The 18,891-nt window shown below is 71.7% G+C and carries 19 protein-coding genes; 9 read left to right on the top strand and 10 right to left on the bottom strand.

Translation table 11 applies throughout. The features are described from left to right. Window position 1: 1 nt before the first annotated feature. On the bottom strand, window positions 2-1,390 hold the full coding sequence (locus AB0F15_RS05290) for an NAD(P)/FAD-dependent oxidoreductase (RefSeq protein ID WP_360265467.1): 1,389 nt from the start codon (window positions 1,388-1,390) through the stop codon (window positions 2-4). Window positions 1,391-1,532: 142 nt separating this feature from the next. On the opposite strand from AB0F15_RS05290, the gene AB0F15_RS05285 reads away from it, so the two are divergent. Beyond that, window positions 1,533-2,066, top strand: coding sequence for a histone-like nucleoid-structuring protein Lsr2 (locus AB0F15_RS05285; protein ID WP_360265464.1), 534 nt, complete (start codon window positions 1,533-1,535; stop codon window positions 2,064-2,066). Window positions 2,067-2,174: 108 nt separating this feature from the next. On the opposite strand, the gene AB0F15_RS05280 is transcribed toward AB0F15_RS05285, so the two are convergent. The 5 genes from AB0F15_RS05280 to AB0F15_RS05260 form a co-directional block, all read right to left on the bottom strand. Continuing rightward, a complete protein-coding gene (locus AB0F15_RS05280) occupies window positions 2,175-2,906 on the bottom strand; it encodes a lipoate--protein ligase family protein (protein WP_360265461.1) in 732 nt (243 codons plus the stop codon). Further along, entirely contained in the window at window positions 2,903-4,291 is a 1,389-nt protein-coding gene (locus AB0F15_RS05275) for an NAD(P)(+) transhydrogenase (Re/Si-specific) subunit beta (protein WP_360265458.1), read from the bottom strand. Before AB0F15_RS05275 ends, AB0F15_RS05280 begins: the two co-directional genes overlap by 4 nt. Beyond that, a complete protein-coding gene (locus AB0F15_RS05270; protein WP_285989380.1) occupies window positions 4,288-4,599 on the bottom strand; it encodes an NAD(P) transhydrogenase subunit alpha in 312 nt (103 codons plus the stop codon). The genes AB0F15_RS05275 and AB0F15_RS05270 overlap by 4 nt, the downstream gene beginning before the upstream one ends. After that, a complete protein-coding gene (locus AB0F15_RS05265) occupies window positions 4,596-5,708 on the bottom strand; it encodes a Re/Si-specific NAD(P)(+) transhydrogenase subunit alpha (RefSeq protein ID WP_360265455.1) in 1,113 nt (370 codons plus the stop codon). The genes AB0F15_RS05270 and AB0F15_RS05265 overlap by 4 nt, the downstream gene beginning before the upstream one ends. A gap of 123 nt (window positions 5,709-5,831) precedes the next feature. Next, window positions 5,832-6,491: a TetR family transcriptional regulator gene (locus AB0F15_RS05260; protein WP_360265452.1), complete on the bottom strand. Its 660-nt coding sequence runs from the start codon at window positions 6,489-6,491 to the stop codon at window positions 5,832-5,834. Window positions 6,492-6,584: 93 nt separating this feature from the next. Between AB0F15_RS05260 and AB0F15_RS05255 the strand changes: the two genes are divergently transcribed. The 6 genes from AB0F15_RS05255 to AB0F15_RS05230 all read left to right on the top strand — a co-directional run bounded on the left by AB0F15_RS05255 (window position 6,585) and on the right by AB0F15_RS05230 (window position 11,525). After that, a complete protein-coding gene (locus AB0F15_RS05255; protein ID WP_360265450.1) occupies window positions 6,585-7,652 on the top strand; it encodes an FAD-binding oxidoreductase in 1,068 nt (355 codons plus the stop codon). A gap of 10 nt (window positions 7,653-7,662) precedes the next feature. After that, window positions 7,663-8,772: an acyl-CoA desaturase gene (locus AB0F15_RS05250; RefSeq protein ID WP_360265447.1), complete on the top strand. Its 1,110-nt coding sequence runs from the start codon at window positions 7,663-7,665 to the stop codon at window positions 8,770-8,772. A gap of 7 nt (window positions 8,773-8,779) precedes the next feature. After that, entirely contained in the window at window positions 8,780-8,980 is a 201-nt protein-coding gene (locus tag AB0F15_RS05245) for a hypothetical protein (protein WP_360265444.1), read from the top strand. Window positions 8,981-9,175: 195 nt separating this feature from the next. Continuing rightward, a complete protein-coding gene (locus AB0F15_RS05240; protein ID WP_360265441.1) occupies window positions 9,176-10,444 on the top strand; it encodes a sensor domain-containing protein in 1,269 nt (422 codons plus the stop codon). Window positions 10,445-10,453: 9 nt separating this feature from the next. Next, entirely contained in the window at window positions 10,454-11,098 is a 645-nt protein-coding gene (locus tag AB0F15_RS05235; protein WP_360265438.1) for a response regulator transcription factor, read from the top strand. Between the two features lie 16 nt (window positions 11,099-11,114). Next, on the top strand, window positions 11,115-11,525 hold the full coding sequence (locus AB0F15_RS05230) for a secondary thiamine-phosphate synthase enzyme YjbQ (protein WP_360265435.1): 411 nt from the start codon (window positions 11,115-11,117) through the stop codon (window positions 11,523-11,525). On the opposite strand, the gene AB0F15_RS05225 is transcribed toward AB0F15_RS05230, so the two are convergent. Further along, window positions 11,463-12,464: an ABC transporter permease gene (locus AB0F15_RS05225; protein WP_360265433.1), complete on the bottom strand. Its 1,002-nt coding sequence runs from the start codon at window positions 12,462-12,464 to the stop codon at window positions 11,463-11,465. The two genes, AB0F15_RS05230 and AB0F15_RS05225, sit on opposite strands and share 63 nt — an antisense overlap. Window positions 12,465-12,568: 104 nt before the next feature. Here AB0F15_RS05225 and AB0F15_RS05220 point away from each other — a divergent pair, with 104 nt between their 5' ends. Both AB0F15_RS05220 and AB0F15_RS05215 read left to right on the top strand, forming a co-directional pair. Then, window positions 12,569-13,264, top strand: coding sequence for a haloacid dehalogenase-like hydrolase (locus tag AB0F15_RS05220; RefSeq protein WP_360265430.1), 696 nt, complete (start codon window positions 12,569-12,571; stop codon window positions 13,262-13,264). Between the two features lie 174 nt (window positions 13,265-13,438). Further along, window positions 13,439-15,499, top strand: coding sequence for a DUF2156 domain-containing protein (locus AB0F15_RS05215; RefSeq protein WP_360265599.1), 2,061 nt, complete (start codon window positions 13,439-13,441; stop codon window positions 15,497-15,499). Here AB0F15_RS05215 and AB0F15_RS05210 read toward each other — a convergent pair. The 3 genes from AB0F15_RS05210 to AB0F15_RS05200 are packed head-to-tail and all read right to left on the bottom strand — an operon-like array spanning window position 15,477 to window position 18,788. After that, on the bottom strand, window positions 15,477-16,151 hold the full coding sequence (locus tag AB0F15_RS05210) for a hypothetical protein (protein ID WP_360265427.1): 675 nt from the start codon (window positions 16,149-16,151) through the stop codon (window positions 15,477-15,479). The genes AB0F15_RS05215 and AB0F15_RS05210 overlap by 23 nt on opposite strands. Window positions 16,152-16,179: 28 nt before the next feature. Continuing rightward, a complete protein-coding gene (locus AB0F15_RS05205; protein WP_360265424.1) occupies window positions 16,180-17,040 on the bottom strand; it encodes a hypothetical protein in 861 nt (286 codons plus the stop codon). Then, window positions 17,040-18,788, bottom strand: coding sequence for a proline--tRNA ligase (locus AB0F15_RS05200; protein ID WP_360265421.1), 1,749 nt, complete (start codon window positions 18,786-18,788; stop codon window positions 17,040-17,042). Before AB0F15_RS05200 ends, AB0F15_RS05205 begins: the two co-directional genes overlap by 1 nt. Window positions 18,789-18,891: the final 103 nt, after the last annotated feature.

The raw sequence follows: 18,891 nt of genomic DNA, 5'->3' as shown, positions 1-18,891 counted from the left end.
ATCAGAGCCCGTAGGCCTCGAGCAGCCGCAGCCACACCTCGCTGATCGTCGGGAACGACGGCACCGCGTGCCACAGCCGGTCCAGGGGCACCTCCCCGACGATCGCCACCGTCGCCGAGTGCAGCAGCTCCGAGACGTCCTGGCCGACGAACGTCACGCCGAGCAGCACGTTCCGTTCGGTGTCGACGACCATCCGGGCCTTGCCGGTGTAGCCGTCCGCGTGCAGGGACGAGCCCGCCACCGCGATGTCGATGTCGACGACGCGGTCCGACGAGCCCGGGCGCGCGTCCGCCAGGCCGACGGCCGCGACCTCCGGGTCGGTGAACACCACCTGCGGCACCGCGTGGTGGTCGGCCGTGGCCGTGAACCGGCTCCACGGCGAAGCCGGCACCGGCGTGCCCGCGGCCAGCGCCGCCACCGTGTCCCCCGCCGCGCGGGCGCCGTACTTGCCCTGGTGGGTCAGCGGCGCGCGGCCGGTGACGTCGCCGGCCGCGAACAGCCAGTCACCGTCCACTGCGGACACCCGGCCGGTGTCGTCGGTCTCCAGCGGATGCCCCGGCTCGATCCCGAAGCGCTCGAGCCCGGCGGTCGCGGGACGGCGGCCCGTCGCCACCAGGAACTCGTCGACGACCAGCGTCGAGCCGTCCTTCAGCGTCAGCGTCGTCCCGGAGTCCCCGGCCGCGACCTGCGAAACGCCCGAGTCCGTGTGCACCTCGACGCCGGCTTCGCGCAGCCCCGCCAGCACGAGGTCACCGGCGAACCCGGCGTTGCGCGGCAGCGGCCGCTCGCCGGTGATCACCAGGTGCACCTCCGACCCGAGCCAAGCGAACGCCTGCGCCATCTCGACGCCGACCACGCCGCCGCCGAGCACGCCGAGCCGCGCCGGCACCGAAGACGCCGACGTCGCCTCGCGCGAACCCCACGGCCGGATCGTGTCGAGCCCGGGGATCGACGGCTTGCTGGGCACGCTGCCGGTGCAGACGATCACCGCGTGCCGCGCGGTCAGCACGCGGTCGCCGTCGACGGTCACCTCCCGCTCACCGGTGAGCACGCCGTGACCGCGAACCGGTTCGATGCCGGCGCCGCGAGCCCAGTCGACCTGTCCCGAGTCGTCGCCCTTGCCGGTGAACCAGTCACGGCGCGCGAACACGGCCGCCGGGTCGAGCCGGTCGCCGACCGGGATCCCGGGCACCCGCTTCGCCGCGGCGAGGAGATTTCCCGGCCGCAGCAACGCCTTGCTCGGGATGCAGGCCCAGTAGGAGCACTCGCCGCCGAAGCGTTCGTGCTCGACGAGGGCGACCTTCAGGCCTCCGCGAGCCGCTCGTTCGGCGGCCACCTCCCCCACCGGGCCCGCGCCGATCACCACTACGTCAAAAGTCTGTGCAGCCATGGCTTCAGCGCACACCACTACGCGGGATCACGCAAGCCAACGGCTATCCTCCGTCAGGAAGCTGCAAGTTTTCGGCGGCACCGGATGCCGTCGGGCCCGGTGCTCGCGGACACATCACACGTTCGAGCACGGGAGGTTTGTCGTGGCCAGGAACACGGCTGTGCAGGTGCTGGATGATCTGACCGGTGGGCCCGCGGCGGAGACCGTCGGGTTCGGGGTGGACGGCATCGACTACGACATCGACCTCTCCTTCGCCAACGCCGAGGCGTTGCGCGCATTCCTGCAGCGGTACGCCGACGCCGGCCGCCGCACCGGCGGTCGCAAGAACCGGCCGCGGCTCGTCCCCGGCGCGAGAAAGACCACGCCGAAGCCGGCCGCCGCGAAAGCCGCGCCCGCCAAGGCCGCGCCGGTCAAGGCCACGCCCGCCAAGGCCACGCCCGCCAAGGCCGCGCCGGTCAAGGCAAAAGCCACCGCGGCCAAGCCCGCCCCCGCCAAGGCGGCCAAGCCCGCTCCGGCCAAACCAGCTCCGGCGAAGCCCGCCCGCGCAAAGGCCGAACCGGCGCAGACGCCGGAACCGGCGAAGACCACGCGCACCCGGAAGGCGGCGGAGCCGAAGACCACCACGCGGGCGGCCGCGCGCAAGGTGCCCACGGTCACGTTCTCGGCGGCCGAGTAAGTCCACAGTAGACAGAGAACGTCCGCGGGTGGTCGTGAGTGGCAATTCGGGTTCTAACCCTGATTACCACTCACGACCAGCTGCGGCAGACCGCCTGGGCCGGGGCGGTCAGGCCGCGCGCTGGGCGCCGTCGGCGTGCCAGGACGGGTAGCGGTAGCGGGTGTGCAGCAACGCCCGCTGCCGCGCCAGCTCGGCCGCGGACGGCGGGCGGGGCACGAGCGTCCCGAGCAGCTGGGACGCCGCCGCGCGCACCGCCGCCTCGACCGCCGGGAACCCGGGCCGCAGGCCGTGCTCGGCCAGCGACGCCACCGGGCTGCGGTGGGAGTCGAACGGGCGCGGGTCCGGCGGCGCGCCGGTCAGGTATCGGCCGACGAGGCCGGCGGCCGTCTCGACCAGCAGCGTCGAGTGGGCCAGCAGCCCGGTCCTGGTGCGGAACACGGCGAACCCGCACAGCTTCGCGTCGCCGACGAACAGCCCGCGGTCGCCGATCCGCGGCACCAGCCCGAGCTGGTCGACGGCGGCGCTCATCACCTGGCCGAGTGCCTCCAGGGGCCGGTCGGCCGGGCCGGGCAGCACGAGCGTCACGTTCAGGTTGCCGGGGTCGTGGAAGACGGTGCCGCCGCCGCTGGCCCGCCGCAGCACCGGGACGCCGTCGCGGAGGCACTCGTCGATCCGCACCTCGCGCGCGATCCGCTGACCGCGCCCCACCACGACGCAAACCGGGTTGCGCCAGAGCCACAGCACCGGTGACTCCGGCGCGACCCGGAGGAGCGCTTCGTCGAACGCCAGGTTTTCGGCCGGGTCCGTGAACGCGGCACGGACGTCCGACCCGGTCGTCATAGCGCTTTGAGTTCCTCCACGATCTCGCCCACCGACGACTTGGCGTCCCCGAAGAGCATGCTGGTCTTCGGATCGTAGAACAGGTCGTTGTCGATCCCGGCGAAGCCGGAGGCCATCCCGCGTTTCAAGACGATCACGGACCGGCTCTCGTTGACCTTGAGGATCGGCATCCCGTAGATCGGCGAGCTCGGGTCGGTCTGCGCGGCCGGGTTCGTGACGTCGTTCGCGCCGATCACCAGCGCGACGTCGGTCTGGGCGAACTCGGAGTTGATCTCGTCCATCTCCTTGAGCTGCTCGTACGGCACGTCGGCCTCAGCGAGCAGGACGTTCATGTGCCCGGGCATGCGGCCGGCCACCGGGTGGATCGCGTACGCGACCGTGATGCCCTTCTTCTCCAGCAGCTTCGCCATCTCGCGGACGGTGTGCTGGGCCTGCGCCACGGCCATGCCGTACCCGGGCACGACGACGACCTTGCTGGCGTACGCCATCTGGATCGCGGTGTCGGCGGCGCTCGTCGCGCGCACCGGACGGGCTTCCTTGGTCCCGCCGCCGGCCGCGATCGGCGGCCCGCCGCCGAAGCCGCCGGCGACGATCGCCGGGATGGACCGGTTCATCGCCTTGGCCATCAGGTTGGTCAGGATCGAACCGGACGCGCCGACGATCATGCCGGCCACGATCAGCGCCGTGTTGTCCAGCGCCAGGCCCATCGCCGCGGCCGAGAGCCCGGTGAACGCGTTGAGCAGCGAGATCACCACCGGCATGTCGGCGCCGCCGATCGGCAGCACGACCGTGAGGCCGAGGATGCCCGCCGCGACGAGCAGCCCGATCATCAGCCACCCGTTGTCGCCGCCGGAGACGATGAACACGGCGCAGGCGAGCGCGACCAGCAGGAGCAGCAGGTTGACCGGCTGCTGCAGCTTGCCCATCGTGATCGGGCGGCCGCTGATCAGTTCCTGGAGCTTGCCGAACGCGACGTTCGAGCCCCAGAAGGAGATCGACCCGATGATCGCCGCGAACAGCGACGCGATCGCGATGTAGAGCGGCTCGTGCGCGTAGCCGTCGGTGGAGCGGAACTCGACCCAGGCGATGAGCGCTACCGCGCCGCCGCCGACGCCGTTGAACAGCGCCACCATCTGCGGCATCGCCGTCATCTTGACCTTGCGCGCCGACGGGACGCCGACCACCGCGCCGATCGCGACGCCGAGGACGATGAGCAGCCAGTTGCCCATGCCCGGGGTGAGCAGGGTGGCGATCACCGCGATGCCCATGCCGACCGCGGCGATCCAGTTGCCGCGGACCGCGGTGCGCGGGCCCGTCAGGCCCATCAGGCCGTAGATGAAGAGGGCGAACGCGACGATGTAGAGGATCGCGACGAAGTCGGTCACTTCTCGTCCTCCTCACCGGCGACGGGTTTCTTGGCCTTGAACATCGACAGCATCCGGTCGGTGACGAGGAAGCCGCCCACGACGTTGATGGTGCCGAAGGCGATCGCGATGACCAGCAGGATCTTGTTGAACACACCGTCGACGCCGAGGCCGAGCACCACCAGGCCGCCCAGCAGCACGATGCCGTGGATCGCGTTGGTACCGGACATCAGGGGCGTGTGCAGGGTGTTGGGCACCTTCGAGATGACGGCGAAGCCGACGAACCCGGCGAGGACCAGCACCGCCAGGTTCTGCACGAGCGGACTCACGCGACACTCCCTTCGCGCCCGGCCACGCAGGCACCGGCGACGATCTCGTCCTCGAAGTCCAGCTTCAGCTCGCCTTCCTTCGTCACGAGCAGCTCCAGCAGCTCGGTGACGTTGCGGGCGTAGAGCTCGCTGGCGTGCGAAGGCATTTCGGCGGGCAGGTTCAGCGGGGACGAGATGGTGACGTCGTGCTCCACGACGTCCTCGCCCGGCTTGGTCAGCTCGCAGTTGCCGCCGGTTTCGCCGGCGAGGTCGACGACGACCGACCCGGCAGGCATGCCCTTGACGGCGTCCGCGGTGACCAGCGTCGGCGCCTTGCGGCCCGGGACCAGCGCCGTGGTGATCACGACGTCGAACTTCGTGATGGCTTCGGTGAGCCGCCGCTGCTGCTCCTCGCGCTCCTCCGGGGTCAGCTCGCGGGCGTACCCGCCCTCGCCGACCGCTTCGATGCCGAGGTCGAGGAACTGCGCGCCGAGCGACTTGACCTGCTCGCCGACTTCGGGCCGCACGTCGTAGCCGGTGGTCTGCGCGCCGAGCCGTTTCGCCGTGGCCAGTGCCTGCAGCCCGGCGACGCCGGCGCCGAGCACCAGCACCTTGGCCGGCGGGACGGTGCCGGCCGCGGTGGTGAGCATCGGGAAGAACCGCGGGAGCTTCTGCGCGGCGAGCAGCACCGCGCGGTAGCCGCCGATGCTGGCCTGCGAAGACAGCGCGTCCATCGCCTGCGCCCGGGAAATCCGCGGGACGGCCTCCATCGCGAACGCGCGCAAGCCCGCTTCTTCGAGCTTCGCGAGCCCCTCCGGGTTGCCGCGCGGATCGAGGAAACCGACGAGCACGGCGCCCCGGCTCAGCTTCGCGACTTCCCCGGGCGAAGGCGGGTTGACCTTCACGACGATCGGCGCGCCCCAGGCGTCGCCGAGTTCGGCGCCCGCCTGGGTGTACGCGTCGTCACTCAGGTGCGCACCGGCCCCGGCCCCCGGCTCGACGACGACGCGCAGCCCGCGCTGCACGAGCCGCCCGACGAGCTTGGGCACCATGGCCACCCGCCGCTCCCCGGGGCGCGATTCGGCCACCACACCCACGGTGAGCTGCTGACTCTGTTCGCTGTCCGCCACACGACCTCCTCATCGGCGAGGCACGATCCGAGGGTTGTACCACGCCGGACCGACAGTCCCCAGTGACCTGGGTCGCAAGTTCCGCCGGTTTGCCGGAAGATACGAGTGCCGCGGAGGAAACGTTCAGCTCGATTTCCAGTGCGGGACGCCGAGCAGGACCAGGCGCAGCCGCTTTTCCGCCGTTCCGGTGATTTTCGCGTCTTCACCCGGGCGGGCTTCCAGCAGTTCGACGATCGTCGTCAGCATCACGGAAACGATCAAGTCGGCGAGCATGTGCAGGTCTTCGGTGCTCCACGACCGCAGCGGCGCGAACCGGGCGAGGTCGATCGCGAGGTCGCCGGAGAACAGGCGCAGTTCGACGCCGATCGCGCGGGCGAGCGGGCCGCCGGCGTAGCGCTCGCGGGTGAGGAAGCGGAAATGGTCCTCGTTCGCCCGGACGAATTCGTGCACCGTCGCCACCGAAGCGCTGATCATCCCCTGGTAGGTGTCCGGGTCGGTGCGGGCCGAGCGGATCATGCCGCGCAGCGTGCGGGTCGTCTCTTCGACCAGCGCGACGCCGAGTTCCTCCATCGACGCGAAGTGCCGGTAGAACGCTGTCGGAACGATGCCGGCGCCCTTCGCGACCTCGCGCAGGGAAAGACTCGCGAACGGCCGATCGGCCAGGAGTTCCAAGGCCGCGTCCAGCAGCGCCTGACGGGTGCGCAGTTTTCGCTCTTGGCGGCTCACCGGCGTCAGGGGTTCGGGCACGGGGTCCAGAGTACGGATGTCCACCGCGTTGCTCACGTCACATCCTTCGCGTCTCGCGTTGACAGGGCGTCCACTCCTGCAGTGCACTGTTCAGTGTACGGTCGTTCACTGTAACCGAGGAGGTCACCGATGACGGCGCTCATCCCCCGGCGGGTGCGCGGCCTCGCCTCGCTGGCCGAGGCGCTGCTGACGCCGCACGGAATGGACCGGTACCTGGAGCTCGTCGACCCGATGCTGGTCCGCCGCGAGATCCGCGGGCTGGTCACGGCGGTGCGCAAGCAGACGCCGGACACGGTCACCGTCACCGTGCGGCCCAGCCGCGCGTGGCCCGGCTTCACCGCCGGCCAGTACGTCCGCCTGCAGGTGGAGATCGACGGCGTCCGGCACACGCGCTGCTATTCACCGTGCGGTTCGCAGTACGACGGCGAACTGGAGTTCACGGTCAAGGAGCAGGGCCTGGTCTCCGGGCACCTGAACCGCGCGCTCGGCGTCGGCTCGGTGGTCGGTCTGTCCACTCCGGACGGCACGTTCACGCTGCCCGCCACCCGGCCGGACCGCGTGCTGCTGATCGCCGGTGGCAGCGGGATCACGCCGGTGCTCGCCATGGCCCGTACGCTGGTCGCCGAGGGGCACGCCGGCGAGATCGTGTTCCTGCAGTACTCGAACGGCCCGGCCGACGCGCTGTACCGCACCGAACTGGCCGAGCTCGCCGCCCGGCACCCCGGGCTGCGCGTCGTGCACGCCTACACCCAGTCCCGGGGCGGTGACCTGAACGGCTTCTTCTCGCCGGAGCACCTCCGGCGGGTGGCGCCGTGGTACCGCGACGCGGAGGCGTTCGTCTGCGGCCCGAAGCCGCTGATGGACGCGGTGCGGGAGCAGCTGGGTGAACGCGTGCACACCGAAGAGTTCACGCCGCCGGCGTTGACCTTCGACACGGCGAACGCCGAGGGCCAGGTCCGGTTCAAGCGCAGTGGCCGCGAGTGCGCGAACTCGGGGAAGCCGTTGCTGGAGCAGGCCGAGGAAGCCGGGCTGTCGCCGGAGCACGGCTGCCGGATGGGCATCTGCTTCTCCTGCACGCAGCTCAAGACCGCCGGGCGCGTCCGCAACGCGAAGACGGGCGAGATCTCCGGCGAAGAAGACGAAGAAATCCAGCTCTGCATCTCCGTCCCGGTCGGGGACGTCGAGATCGACGCTTAGGGAGTTCACCATGACCGGCTTGCAGGATCGCCTGACCCCGGACCAGGTCGAAGAGTTCGGCCGCGAGCTCGACGCGCTGCGGCAGCGCATCGTCGACGACCTGGGCCAGGAAGACGTCGACTACATCCACGAAATCATCAAGACGCAGCGCGGCCTCGAGGTCGCCGGGCGCGCGTTGCTCTTCGCCGGGTTCTTCCCGCCGGCGTGGCTCGCCGGCGTCGGTGCGCTGTCGCTGGCCAAGATCCTCGACAACATGGAGATCGGCCACAACGTCATGCACGGCCAGTACGACTGGACGCGCGACCCGGCACTGAGCTCACAGCGGTTCGAGTGGGACACCGTGGCGCCGGCGGAGAACTGGCGGCACTCGCACAACTACATCCACCACACGTACACGAACATCCTCGACAAGGACCGCGACGTCGGGTACGGCGTCCTGCGGATGGATGACGCCCAGAAGTGGCACCCGTACTACCTCGGCAACCCGGTGTACGCGACGCTGCTGGCGATCTTCTTCCAGTGGGGCGTCATGCTGCACGACCTCGAGATCGAACGGGTGGTCAAGGGCGAGCGCAGCTGGGCCGAGAACGTGCCGGTGCTGCAGAAGATCGTCCGGAAGGTGGGGCGCCAGGTCGGCAAGGACTACGTCCTGTTCCCGCTGCTGACCGGCCCGCTGGCGCCGCTGACGTTCCTCGGCAACGCGACGGCGAACCTGACCCGGAACCTGTGGGCGTTCGCGATCATCTTCTGCGGCCACTTCCCCGCCGACGTCGAGAGCTTCACCGAGGAGGAGACGGCTTCGGAGTCGCGCGGCCAGTGGTACCTGCGCCAGATCCTCGGCTCGGCGAACATCAGCGGCGGCCCGCTGTTCCACGTCTTGAGCGGGAACCTGTCGCACCAGATCGAGCACCACCTGTTCCCGGACATCCCGGCGCGCCGCTACCCGCAGATCGCCGGCGAGGTGCGCGCGATCTGCGAGAAGTACGGGCTGCCGTACCACACGGGGCCGCTGCGCAAGCAGCTCTGGTCGGTGGCGAAGAAGATCGTGAAGCTGGCTCTTCCGCAAAGTTCGCCGTCGCCGGTTACCGTGGAACCCGACTGGCAGCTCCGAGCAGCGTGAGGGTGACATGGTGGGTCAGTTCGAACGAGACAAGGACACCCTGCAGGTGATCACCGAATCGGCCGCGACGCACGTCGGCAACATCGCGAGCATCATCACCGGCGCGGTCCGCGACATCGCCCGGGAGACGGGTGACTGGCTCACCGACGTCATCGAGATGCGGGAAGCCTCGCAGCGGGCCCGGGACGACGACCCGGACCTGCCCTGACCCGACCTTCGTGAGGGCCACCTCGAGGAACTTCACGTTCCTCGAGGTGGTCCTCACGGCTTTCAGCCGGCGGAACTGTCGGTGCCGCCCGGTAGCGTGGAACCGGGGGGCGCCCCGGGCGATCCGGGCGATCCGGGGTGGTGGTCGGGGGAAAACCGGGTGGGCAGCGGCCGCCGCCCCGGCGAGACTGAACCCGTGACCAGCCTCGACCTGCCCCGGCCCCACCCGCTGCGCCGCGTCTTCGGCCCCCTCGTCACGCGGGATTTCCGGGCCGAGTACCTCTGGCTGTGGCTCGCCGGCCCGCTCACCGGCTTCTCGCTGCTCAGCTTCCTCGCCGTCCTCGCGCTCGGCCTGTGGCTGACGCCCGTCCTGCTCGGGTTCCTGGTGCTCGCCGGGGCCGTCTTCTACGCCCGCGGCCTCGGCACCGCCCACCGGCGGCTCGCCCGGGCCCTGCTCGGCGTCAGCGTGCCCGCCCCACGGCGTCCCGAGCTCAAACCCGGGCTGTGGAGCTGGGTGAAAGCCCGCGTCGGCGACCCCGCGGGCTGGCGCGCCGCCGGCTACCTGCTCCTCCGCCTCCCCCTCAGCTTCGCCGGGTTGCTCACCGTCTTCTCCGCGACGCTCTACACCCTCGCCGCCACGCCCTACTGCTTCTTCTGGTTCCCGCTGGGTGAACGGCGGCTGGCGGTCTTCGACATCCAAGCCGACACCTGGGCGGGTGCGCTGGCCTGGTCGGCGTCCGGGCTGCTGGTGCTGGTCGCGCTGCCGCGGGTCACGCACGCCTTCGCCGCGCTCGACCGGCTGCTGGTCGTCGGCCTGCTCGGCGAGCGCGAACTGTCCGAACGCGTGCGTGACCTGGAGGCGAGCCGCGCGACGGCGGTCGAGGACGCCGCCCTGCGGCTGCGGCGCATCGAGCGGGACCTCCACGACGGCGCCCAGGCCCAGCTCGTCGCCTTGGCGATGAAGCTCGGCCTGGCCAAGGACGAGCTGGCGGACGTCGACCTGCCGCAGGTCAAGGCCCTGGTCACGGCGGCGCACACCAACGCCAAGCAGGCGTTGACCGAGCTGCGGGACCTCGCCCGCGGCATCCACCCCGGCGCCTTGGACGCGGGCCTCGACGTCGCCCTCGCCACGCTGGTCGCGACGTCCGGGATCGACGCGCGGGTCGCGGTGGACCTGCCGCGCCGCCCGCCGCCCTCGCTGGAGACGATCGTCTACTTCAGCGCCGCCGAGCTGCTCACGAACGCCGCGAAGCACGGCGGGCGGACGCTGGTCGAAGTCACCGAAGAGCGGGACGTCCTGCGGCTGCGCGTGCGGGACAGCGGCAACGGCGGTGCCCGGCTCGTGCCGGGCGGCGGGCTGGCCGGCGTCGCCGAACGGCTGCGGACGGTCGACGGCGAGCTGACCGTCACGAGCCCGCCGGGCGGCCCGACCGAAGTGTCCGCGCGGGTGCCGCTGCCCCGCTAGGGTCGCGGGATGCGGATCGTCATCGCGGAGGACTCCACCATCCTGCGCCAGGGTCTCGTCGAGCTGCTGACGTTCCGCGGCCACGAGGTCGTCGCCGCGGTGAAGGACGCGGACGCGCTGCGGGAAGCGGTCACCGCCCACACCCCCGACGTGTCCATTGTGGACATCCGGATGCCGCCGACGCACACCGACGAAGGCCTGCGGGCGGCGATCGCCCTGCGCCGCGAGCTGCCCGGCTGCGCCGTCCTGCTGTTCTCCCAGTACGTCGAGACGAAGTACGCGGCCCAGCTGCTGGCCGACCGCGCGGGCGGCGTCGGCTACCTGCTGAAGGACCGCGTCGCCGAGGTGTCGGACTTCCTCGAAGCGCTGCGGCGGGTCTCGGACGGCGAAACGGTCCTCGACCCCGAAGTCGTCAGCCAGCTGTTTTCGGCGACGCGCCGGACCTACGCGCTCGACGGGCTCACCCCGCGGGAACGCGAGGTGCTGGGCCTGATGGCGGAGGGCCGGTCGAACTCCGCGATCGCGGCGGAGCTGTTCCTCTCGGCCGGATCCGTCGAGAAGTACGTGACGTCGATCTTCGGCAAGCTCGGCCTGCCACCGTCCGAAGGGGACAACCGCCGGGTGCTCGCGGTGCTGCGCTACCTGGATTCCTGAGCCTAGGCTGGAGCGTATGTACTCCACCGAGATCGAGGTCCGCACCGGCGCCGAAGCCGTCGTCCACGACCTCACCCACGAAGCCGAGGCCTTCCTGCGCGACGCCGACGCGACCGACGGGCTGCTGCACGTCTGGGTCCCGCACGCCACCGCCGGGCTGGCCATCCTGGAAACCGGCGCCGGCAGCGACGAAGACCTGCTGACCGCGCTCGACGAGCTGCTCCCCCGCGACGGCCGCTGGCGGCACCGGCACGGGAGCCCGGGTCACGGCCGTGACCACGTGCTCCCCGCGCTGGTGCCGCCCTACGCGACGATCCCGGTGCTCGGCGGCGTCCTCGCCCTGGGCACCTGGCAGTCGATCTGCCTAGTGGACACCAACCTCGACAACCCCGTCCGCAAGGTGCGGTTCAGCCTCCTGGCGGGCTGACCGGCCCGGCCACAGCGTCACCAGCAGGCCCACCGCCAGCAGGGCGCCGAGCACCCACAGCGCCGTCGTCACGTCGGGCGCGCCCGGCACACCCTGCAGCAGGCTGCGCAGGGCTTCCGTGGAGAACCGGAACGGCGTCCACGACCACAGCAGCGCGCGGTAGGCCGGGTTCAGCAGCTCCGGCACCTGCCCGGCCACCGCGGGCGCCACCAGGTACAGCGGCGCGAGGACGGCCATCGCGCGCACCCCCAGCAGGCGCAGCAATCCGGCCTGCACCGCCGCGAACGCCGTCGCGGCGAGGAAGACGAGCCCGAGGACGTCCGCCGTCAGCGGCAGCGTCGCATCCCACAGCGCGAAGAACCCGGCCACCACCGCGGTGATCAGCACCCCGGCGCCGGTGACCTGCAGGATCCGCGCGCCGGCGCCGATCGTGCGGCCGGTCCGCTTCGCCAGCTGGGTCAGCGCGAGGCCCGCGACCAGCGCGCCGATCCAGGCCAGCGCGCTCGCGGCCAGCGGGGCGACCCGGCCCGCCGCCCCCACCGGGTGCAGGACCTCCTGCTTCGGCGCACCAGCCAGCGCACTCGCGGCGCCGGTCAGCGCCTGCTGGGCGACCTGGGTGCCTGCCGGGTTGACCGCCCCCGATGTCACCACAGTCGCCACCGTCGCGACCGGTCCCGGCACGAGTTCGAGCACGCCGTAGACCTTCTTGTCCTCCAGCAGTTTCCGCGCCTCGGCCGGGGTCGCGACGGTCCAGGCGAGCTGGCCGCCGCCGTGGGCGGCGATGCGCTGCGCGATCTCCGGTGGTGCGGCGACGGCGACCGGGACGCCGTCCGGCGCGACGGTGGCCTGGGCCCCGAAGGTGAGGAATCCGAGCACCACCGCCACCAGCGCGCCGGCCACGGCCGCGACCAGGGCGAGCGCCCCTGCGGGACGGGTCATCACTTCCTCCAGTTATTCGTCACTTGTTGAATTACGCTCAAGGTACGACGCGGCCTCCCGAAAGTCAACGCGTGTTGAATAGTGGCGCCGGTAGCCTCGAACCCGTGACGAAGAAGCGGCTGGTGCTCTGGGACATCGACCACACGCTGGTGGACTTCACCGAACTCGGCGCGGCCTGGTACGCGACCGCGTTCACCGCCGCGACCGGGGCGACCCTGCGCGTGCACCCCGTGTTCGGGGGCCGCACGGAACGCGCGACGACGACCGACCTGCTCACCGCGAACGGCATCGAGGCGACGGAAGAGACGATCCTGGCCCTGTTCCGGGCCCTGGTGGCGGAGTCGGAACGCCACCGGCACACCTTCGCGGACACGGCCCGCGCACTGCCGGGTGCGGCGGAGGCGCTGACCGCGTTCGCCGCCCGCGGCGACGTCGTCCAGACGCTCGTCACCGGCAACCTGCCGGAGATCTCGCGCCACAAGCTCGTCGCGTTCGGTCTGCACGAGCACCTCGACCTGGAGATCGGCGGCTACGGCACGCTCTCGGTGCACCGTCCGGACCTGGTCCCGCACGCGGTGGGACTGGCGGCGGTCAAGCACGGGACCGAGTTCGGCGCCGACGCCGTGGTCGTCATCGGCGACACCCCGAACGACGTCAGGGCCGCGGTGGACAACGGCGCGGTTTCCGTCGCCGTGGCCACCGGGCACTACTCCGCCGAGGAGCTGCGGGCGGCGGGCGCGCACACCGTGCTGCCGGATCTGGCCGACACCGACGCGGTCCGGCAGGCCGTCCTCGGCTGACCATCCTCCTCGGGAGGGGGATGTCCCTCAGCCGAACGGACGACTCCCCTAGGGGGAATCTCGTCCTGACGCCCGATGTCGCCGTCGGCCGGACTCGACAGACTCATCCGCATGACTGAAGCAGGGGCGGCGGCCGGGCCCGTCGGTGGGGGACGCATCCGGAACACGGTTGCGGTGCTCAGACAGCGACTGCCGTTCACCAGCAGCGTCACGCTCGCCATGCTCGCACTGGCCGTCGCGAGCGGGGCGCTCTGGAACGCCGCCGAAGACCGCGCAGCCTACCCGTTCGTCGCCTACGGGCTGCCGTCGCTGGAAGCCGGCCGGTGGTGGACGATGCTCACCGGCCCGTTCTTCGCCGTCATCCCGTGGTTCTACCTCCCGATGGTCGGCAGCTTCGCGCTCTTCGCCGGCTTCGCCGAGTGGAAGCTGGGCACGCGGCGCGCGATGGCGGTGACCATCGGCGGCCAGCTGGTCTCGGTGCTCGTCGCGACCCAGTTCCTCGCGCTGTGCCGCAACTCCGGCTGGCTGTGGGCCGAGCGCGTCGCGGGCAGCCTCGACGTCGGGTTCTCCGGTGGCGCGCTCGCCGCCGTCGCGATCGCCAGCGCGACCCTGCGGCCGCCGTGGGCGCTGCGCCTGCGGGCCGGGCTCTGCGTGTACGCCGGCGTCGCGATCGTCTACGTCGGCACGCTGGCCGACCTCGTGCACTTCTTCGCGCTGCTGCTGGCGCTCCCGCTCGGCAAGCGCCTGGTGGGCGAGCGGCGGGCGGGCGGCCCGGCGACCCCGAACCTGCGGGAGTGGCGGGTGCTGGCCGTGGCCGGCCTGCTGCTGCTCACCATCGCCGAGATCGTGATGTTCCTGGTGCCCGGCGACGGCCCGTTCGGCTCCGACGAAGGGGTTTCGCTGTCGGCGCCGGAACTGGGTGTCCTGGTCCTGCTGGTGGTGCCGATGCTCAACGGGCTGCGCAAGGGCAGCCGCGTCGCCTGGCGCTGGGCCGTCGCGCTGTCGGCTTTCGTGACGCTGCAAGGGCTCGCCGTCGCGACGCTCGTCGGGGTGGCCGACATCTTCGGCGGGGACTACGACACCGACGGCCTGCCGCTGTTCTTCGTGGACAATCTCCTGTGGACGGTCGAGCTGGCCGTCCTGATCGCCGCGCGGCACGCCTTCCGGGTGCCATCCCGACGCCGGCTGCGGCGCCACGCGCAGGGTCCGGGGCCGGCGCTGGCCCGCACGCTGCTGGGGCACCACGGCGGCAGCACGCTGTCGTGGATGACGACCTGGCCGCGCAACACCTACTTCGTCCGCGAGGACGGCCGGTCCTACCTCGCCTACCGCCGGCACGCCGGGGTCGCGGTCGCGCTCGGCGACCCGATCGCGCCGGACGGCACCGCGGCAGCCACGGTCACCGAGTTCACCGCGATGTGCGAAAACTCCGGACTGGTGCCGTGCGTGTTCTCGGCGACGGAAGCCACCGTCGCGGCGACGCGCGAGCTGGGCTGGCAGCACGTCCAGGTCGCCGAGGACAACGTGCTCGACCTCGACGGCCTCGAGTTCCGTGGCAAGGCCTGGCAGGACGTCCGGTCGGCGCTGAACAAGGCCGCCAAGCAGGACATCGAGTTCCGGCTCGTCCGCCTGGCCGATCAGCCGGAGCCCATCCTCGCCCAGGTCCGGGCGCTGTCGGAGGAGTGGATGTCCGGCAAGGCCATGCCGGAGATGGGCTTCACGCTCGGCGGCCTCGACGAGGCGATGGATCCGGCGACGCGGGTCGGCCTGGCGGTCGACGCGGAGGGCACGGTCCACGGCGTGACGTCGTGGCTGCCGGTCCACACGGGCGCCGGCAAGATCGGCGGCTGGACGCTGGACGTCATGCGCCGCAGCCCCCACGGCTTCCGGCCGGTGATGGAGTTCCTCATCGCGTCGGCGTGCCTGGCGTTCCGCGACGAAGGGGCCCGGTTCGTCTCGCTGTCGGGTGCGCCGCTGGCCCGCAGCGGCTCCGGCCCGGCGCGGCCGGTGGACCGGGCGCTGGAGTCGCTGGGCCGCGTGATGGAGCCCTACTACGGCTTCCGTTCGCTGCACGCCTTCAAGGCGAAGTTCCAGCCGCGGCACGTCCCGCTGTACCTGGCTTTCCGCGACGAAGCCGACCTCCCGCGCATCGGGCTGGCGCTGAGCCGGGCCTACCTGCCGGACGTCCGGCTGCGGCAGCTGGCGAAGCTGGTCAGTAGCTCTCGGGCACGCTGATCCGCTGCGGGAAGCGGATGTTCCGCCTGCTGATGACGTTCTGGTCCTTCGGGATCAGCCTGCCGTCGGTCAGGCGGAGCCAGTGGCCGTTGCGCGAATCGGTGAAGGCGAGCATCACGCCCGGAGTCAGGTCCGGGCGCTGCCACTCCGCGCGGATCGGCATCCGCCACTTCCCCGGCGGCAGGATGGCGTAGAGGTATTCGTCGTCCTCGATGGCCGGCCCGCGGTGCAGGGTGGACCCGGTCATCGGCAGGTGCCGCACGAGGTCGAACGAGACGACGACGTGGTTGATCGCTTCGGCGTTCGCGTTGGACACGACCATGTAGCCGTCAGCGTCGGCTCCGGGCTCGGCGCGCTCGATCCACGCGGTGACCTTCGCGGCCTGCTCCTGCCGCTCGCGCAGGTCCCGGTCCCGCCGGTCCGCCTCCGCGAGCCTGCCGTCCCGGATGGCGATCCACAACGCCACCACGACGGCGCCGATCGTGCCGATGCCTCCGGCCCACTGGCCCGACGCGCCCCACCACTCCGGATTCCGCGGTTGGACCAGCCAGATCCAGGCTTTGGCCAGCAACGGCCCGAAGAGCAGAACGAACCCGGCCACGGCGAGCACCCCGAACGCGGCGATCCGGATCCGCGCGAGCCGTCTGTCCATGGGCCCACAGCCTGCCGAATCCGGGCGCTCAGCGGTAGGTCGTCGTCGGCGGGGTCGTCGTACTCCGGTCGGCCGCCGGGACGAACCGGTAGCTGCGCACGATCCGCTCCAGGTCCTCCCGCACCGAAGGGCCACCGCGGTCGCTGTCGGCGTAGGCCACCACCACGCCGGACCCGCCCGAGCCGTCCGCGAACGCCAGCGCCGCCACCAGCGCGTGCTTCGCCGCGCACTCGCCTGTTTCCGCCGGGACGACGTCGGCGACCACGATCCGGGCGGGGATCGCCGAGCCGTCGGCCTTCGTGACCTGCGCAGCCGGGCCCGGGGTCACCTGGGTCGTTCCGCCGTAGGCGGCCGCCGACAGGTCCGTTGCGGCCTTGCGTACCGCCGCCTCGGGGTCCGTCAGTGGCTCCGTGGTGACGCCCGCGCCCCCCAGCGTCGCCTGGGCGCAGAAGTCCTTGCCCAGGAACGCGCTCGTGATCAGCTTGAAGCCGGCCCAGCCGTGCTGCGTGGCCGGCGCCGGCTCCCAGTTCGGCGGGACGTCGTAGGCGTACGAACCGTCGCGCCCCGCCACGGACTGCCAGCCGGCGACCACGGCCGGGACTGCCGCGTGCGACGAAGGCGTCGCCACGAGAGGCGCGGGCGGCGGCGAGGACGACGCCGGGTGCGGTTTGCCGACACCCAGCGCGTTCAGCACGCCGGCGACCAGGGCGATGAACGCGAGGCCGAACCACGGCGCTCGCCGCCACTTCAGCGGCTTCGGCTTCGGCCGGATCCGCTTCGGCTGCGCACGCGGCGCGTCCGCGGGTTCGTCACCGCCGAACCCGCGGAGCGCGGCGTTGTCCTCGTACCCCGGCGTCGTGTCGTCGGACCGCCGTGAGAACCGGCTCATCAGCCCCGGACGAGCTTGACCAGGTGCTCGACGATCGCGTCGACCGCGATTTCCTCGCGCTCGCCGGTCCGCCGGTCCTTGACCTCGACGACACCGTTGGCCAGGCCGCGCCCGACGACCAGGATGGTCGGCACGCCGAGCAGCTCGGCGTCGGCGAACTTGACGCCCGGGGTCGCCTTGCGGTCGTCGAGGATGATCTCGAGGCCCGCCGCGTCCAGCTCGGCGGCGATCTTCTCGGCGCCGGCCGCGACCGTCTCGTCCTTGCCCGCGATGACGATGTGCACGTCGAACGGCGAGACCACGCGCGGCCAGATCAGGCCCAGGTCGTCGTGGTTCTGCTCGGCGAGCACGCCGACCAGCCGCGAGACGCCCACGCCGTAGGAACCCATCGTGATCCGGATCGGCTTCGAGTCGGGACCGAGCGCGTCGACCTCGAACGCGTCGGTGTACTTGCGGCCCAGCTGGAAGATGTGCCCGATCTCGATGCCGCGCGCGGCGACCAGGGTGCCGTGCCCGTCCGGCGACGCGTCGCCCGCGCGGACCTCGGCGGCCTCGATGGTGCCGTCCGGGGTGAAGTCGCGGCCGGCCAGCAGGTCGACGACGTGGTGGTCGACCTTGTCGGCCCCGGTGACCCAGGCGGTGCCGGGGGCGATCCGCGGGTCGGCGAGGTAGCGCACGCCGTTGTCCTGCAGCGCCTTCGGGCCGATGTAGCCCTTGACCAGGAACGGGTTCTTCGCGAAGTCGGCCTCGTCGAGCAGCTCGACCTCGGCGGGCTCCAGGGACGCTTCGAGGCGCTTCATGTCCACTTCGCGGTCGCCCGGGACCGCGACGCAGACGAGCTCCCACTCGGCCGAACCCGGCAGCCGCGTCTTGAGCATGACGTTCTTCAGCGTGTCCGCCGCGGTGAACGTGCGGCCCAGCTCGGCGTTGTTCAGGAAGCTGACCAGCGTGTCGATGGTCGGCGTGTTCGGCGTGTGGTGCACCTGCGCCTCGGGGCGGCCCTCGATCGGCTGCGCGGCCGGCGCGGGCGTGACGACGGCTTCGACGTTCGCCGCGTAGCCGGACTCGGTGCTGCGGACGTAGGTGTCCTCGCCCGTCTCGGCGACCGCGAGGAACTCCTCGGACGCCGAGCCGCCCATGGCCCCCGACGTCGCCTTCACGACGACGTACTCGAGGCCGAGGCGGTCGAACAGCTTCACGTAGGCGTCGCGGTGGGCCTGGTAGGAGCGCGCCAGGCCGTCGTCGTCGAGGTCGAAGGAGTAGGAGTCCTTCATGACGAACTCGCGGCCGCGCAGGATGCCGGCGCGGGGGCGCGCTTCGTCGCGGTACTTCGTCTGGATCTGGTACAGCGTGACCGGGTAGTCGCGGTACGAGCTGTACTCGCCCTTGACGGTGAGCGCGAAGAGCTCCTCGTGCGTCGGGCCGAGCAGGTAGTCGGCACCCTTGCGGTCCTTGAGGCGGAAGAGGCCGTCGCCGTACTCGGTCCAGCGGCCGGTGGCCTCGTAGGGCTCCCTCGGCAGCAGCGCGGGGAACTGGATCTCCTGCGCGCCGATGGCGTTCATCTCTTCGCGCACGACGGCTTCGATGCGGCGCAGCACCCGCAGGCCCAGCGGCAGCCAGGAGTACCCGCCCGGGGCGACCCGGCGGACGTAGCCGGCACGTACCAGGAGCCGGTGGCTCGGTACCTCGGCGTCCGCCGGATCCTCGCGCAACGTGCGAAGGAACAACGACGAAGTCCTGGTGATCACTGGGGGGCTCCCTGCGCCGGGCGGGTGTGAAAGTCCCGCTCAGGGTAGTCAATCCCCCGGCCGTGACTCCAACGGGTTACTCGGCGGCAGCGCGGGTGGCCTG

This window comes from Amycolatopsis sp. NPDC026612, from assembly GCF_040638285.1.
GTDB lineage: Bacteria > Actinomycetota > Actinomycetes > Mycobacteriales > Pseudonocardiaceae > Amycolatopsis.
Note: the sequence above shows the minus strand (reverse complement) of the source record. Positions and strands in the feature narration are given on the sequence as shown.